3 protein-coding genes are annotated in these 3,532 nt (G+C 31.7%); all 3 read left to right on the forward strand.

Translation table 11 applies throughout. From position 1 onward, the window contains the following. Positions 1-1,681, forward strand: a 1,681-nt coding sequence (locus ACIQZC_RS10000) for a DNA translocase FtsK (RefSeq protein WP_396139080.1), incomplete at its 5' end; no start/stop codon positions are given. 7 nt (positions 1,682-1,688) lie between these two features. Further along, the gene (locus tag ACIQZC_RS10005; protein ID WP_396139081.1) at positions 1,689-2,333 is read left to right on the forward strand and encodes an outer membrane lipoprotein carrier protein LolA; all 645 of its coding nucleotides are present in this window, start codon (positions 1,689-1,691) and stop codon (positions 2,331-2,333) included. Positions 2,334-2,343: 10 nt separating this feature from the next. Continuing rightward, positions 2,344-3,532 (forward strand): LptF/LptG family permease (locus ACIQZC_RS10010; protein WP_396139082.1); only part of this gene is annotated, 1,189 nt, incomplete at its 3' end.

Genomic DNA, 3,532 nt, shown 5'->3' on the forward strand with positions numbered 1-3,532 from the left:
AAATTTAGATCCAAAACTAAAATCTGAAACACCCGAAGTTACTAATTTTTCTATTGAAGACCGAAGTATTCCAAATGAACCGTTTATTAATGAAGACGCATTCGTTATTGAAAAAGTAGAAGAAGAAATATTAGTCGAAGAAAATTTATCGGCACGATTAGTTCAAGATTTTGGAGAGTTTGACCCAACATTAGAACTATCAAATTATCAGTTTCCACCAATCGATTTATTAAAAGAGTACTCAACAGGAGGTATTACGATTAATCAAGCCGAATTAGAAGAAAACAAAAATAAAATTGTAGATACGTTGAAAAACTACAGCATTGGTATTTCCCAAATCAAAGCTACAGTAGGACCAACGGTTACTTTATATGAAATTGTTCCCGATGCTGGAGTTCGAATTTCAAAAATTAAGAACTTAGAAGATGATATTGCTCTTTCGTTATCGGCGTTAGGCATTCGTATCATTGCTCCTATTCCAGGTAAAGGTACTATTGGTATAGAAGTTCCTAATAATAATCCAACAATGGTTTCAATGAAAAGTGTGATTTCTTCACCAAAATTTCAAAGTGCTGAAATGGAATTACCTATTGCTTTGGGAAAAACCATTTCAAATGAAACTTTTGTTGTAGACTTAGCTAAAATGCCCCATTTATTAATGGCGGGAGCAACTGGACAAGGAAAATCAGTTGGATTAAATGCGGTGCTTACTTCCCTACTCTACAAAAAACACCCAGCAGAAGTAAAATTTGTATTAGTAGATCCAAAAAAAGTAGAATTAACCCTTTTTAATAAAATTGAACGTCATTACTTGGCTAAACTTCCTGATGGTGGCGATGCAATTATTACAGATAATACAAAAGTAATCTATACGCTAAATTCACTTTGTATAGAAATGGACAACCGTTATTCGTTACTAAAAGACGCAATGGTTCGAAACATTAAAGAGTACAATGAAAAATTTAAACAGCGTAAATTAAATCCAGAAAATGGGCATCGATTTTTACCTTATATCGTTTTAGTCGTAGATGAATTTGCCGATTTAATTATGACTGCAGGAAAAGAAGTAGAAACACCTATTGCTCGTTTAGCGCAACTAGCACGTGCCATTGGAATCCATTTAATTATTGCTACTCAACGTCCTTCGGTAAATGTGATCACGGGTATGATTAAGGCTAACTTTCCTGCGCGAATTGCGTTTAGAGTAACTTCAAAAATTGATTCAAGAACGATATTAGATTCTGGTGGTGCCGATCAATTAATAGGTCGTGGTGATATGTTATACACGCAAGGCAACGAAATTGTTCGAGTACAATGTGCATTTGTTGATACACCAGAAGTAGATAAAATTTGTGATTTTATTGGATCGCAAAAAGCCTATCCTGAAGCCTATATACTTCCTGAATATATTGGCGAAGAAAATGGCATAAAACTTGATATAGATATATCTGAACGTGATTCTTTGTTCAGAGAAGCTGCCGAAGTAATTGTAACAGCACAACAAGGAAGTGCCTCATTAATTCAAAGAAAACTAAAATTAGGTTATAATAGAGCGGGAAGATTAATTGACCAATTAGAAGCCGCTGGAATTGTAGGTCCGTTTGAAGGAAGTAAAGCACGATCAGTAATGATTCCTGATTTAGTTGCTTTAGATCACTTTTTAAATAATGAACAAAATTAATTATAAAATGAAACACCTTTTAAGTATCATCTTTATATCTTTTATTGGGTTTTCACTTCACGCACAAGATGCCAAAAAAGCGAAAGAACTTTTAGATGATGTGACTTCAAAAGTGAAATCATATAATAACATAGTCATAGATTTTAAATATTCTTTAAACAACCCAAAAGAACGCATCAATCAAGAGAGTAATGGTAATGTTGCACTTCAAGGAAATTTATATCACTTAAATTTTATGGGAGTTACCAAAATTTTTGACGGTAAAAAAGTGTTTACGATTGTTCCTGAAGACGAAGAAGTTACTCAAGAAAATTTTGATGCTAATGATGAAAAAGCGATTTCTCCAAACAAAATGTTGACCTTTTTTACTTCGGGATACAAATATGCTTGGGATATTCCTCAAAATGTCAAAGGGAGAAAAATTCAATTTGTGAAATTAACGCCAAACAATTCAAAAGATAATCGAAAAGAGATCCTTATCGGAATTGACACTCAAACCAAGCACATTTATACTGTGATTGAGGTGGGCAAAAATGGGACTAAAACAACATTAACTGTTAATTCTTTTAAAACAAATCAACCTTTATCAAAAAATCATTTTACCTTTACCAAATCAAAATATCCTAATTATTACATCAATAAATTAGACTAAAAACGTTCGGGTGAAAATATTAGATAAATACATTCTTAAATCCTATATGATTACATTTACTACCGTATTTGTAATCTTATTTTTTATATTCGTTTTACAAGGAATTTGGTTGTTTATTGCTGAATTAGCCGGAAAAGATTTAGACTTGTTTACCATAATCAAATTTCTTTCTTATTACGCACCAACAATTGTGCCTTTAGTATTGCCATTATCAATATTGCTAGCCGGAATAATGACTTTTGGTAGTTTTGCTGAAAACTATGAATTTGCTGCTATGAAATCATCGGGAATTTCTCTTCAACGAGCAATGAAGATGCTCACCATAAGTATTGGTATTTTAGCTTTTGTTTCCTTCTTTTTTGCTAATAACGTAATTCCAGAAGCACAATATAAATTTATTAATCTTAGAAAAACCATTGTACAACAAAAACCAGCAATGGCAATCACCGAGGGTCAATTTAACACAATAGGAAATTCAAGTATTAAAGTAGATAAAAAATCAGGCGATAACGGCGAAATTTTAGATGGCGTTACTATGCATGTTAAAAATACTAGCCTTGGATTAGGGGCAAACACGATTATTAAAGCAAAGAATGGACTACTGACTAGTGAAGATGATTCTAATTATTTACAATTAGAATTGTATGACGGTAATTATTATGAAGACATACAACCAACAAAATATGAAGAGCGCAATAAATTACCTTTTGCAAAAAGTAGTTTTAAGAAATACATTGTAAATATTGATTTAACTAAGCTGAATCAAGCAGAAATGGATCAAGGAGATATCACTTCTGAAAAAATGTTAACAATACCTGAACTTAGATATACAATTGATTCGCTTCAAAAAAACTATGATAAAGATGTTGTTTCCTTTGCCGATAATTTATCCACAAGAAATGACAATATATTTAACAAAAAACTTCTTAAGACTCAATTAACTGTCCCTAAAAAAGACAAAATAGTTGAAGATTTATTGTCTCTTTTTTCTAAAAATGAGAAAAAACAAGTTATCCAAATGGCTAAAAATAATATTTCTAGCACCGATTTTAGTATTCAAAACACCAAATTAGATTTAGAGTTTAAATCAAAAAACATTAATGCACATTGGTTCGCTATTCATGAAAAATTTGTAATTGCATACTCTTGCCTATTAATGTTCTTTATTGGTGCCCCACTTGGTGCTATTATCAGAAAAG

The sequence above is a fragment of the Flavobacterium sp. genome (genome assembly GCF_044338735.1).
In the GTDB taxonomy this organism is placed as follows: Bacteria; Bacteroidota; Bacteroidia; order Flavobacteriales; family Flavobacteriaceae; genus Flavobacterium.

What these genes read in the sequence shown, in the direction of transcription:
- ACIQZC_RS10005 (WP_396139081.1), top strand. Translation starts at nt 1,689, where the DNA reads ATGAAACACCTTTTAAGTATCATCTTTATATCTTTTATTGGGTTTTCA.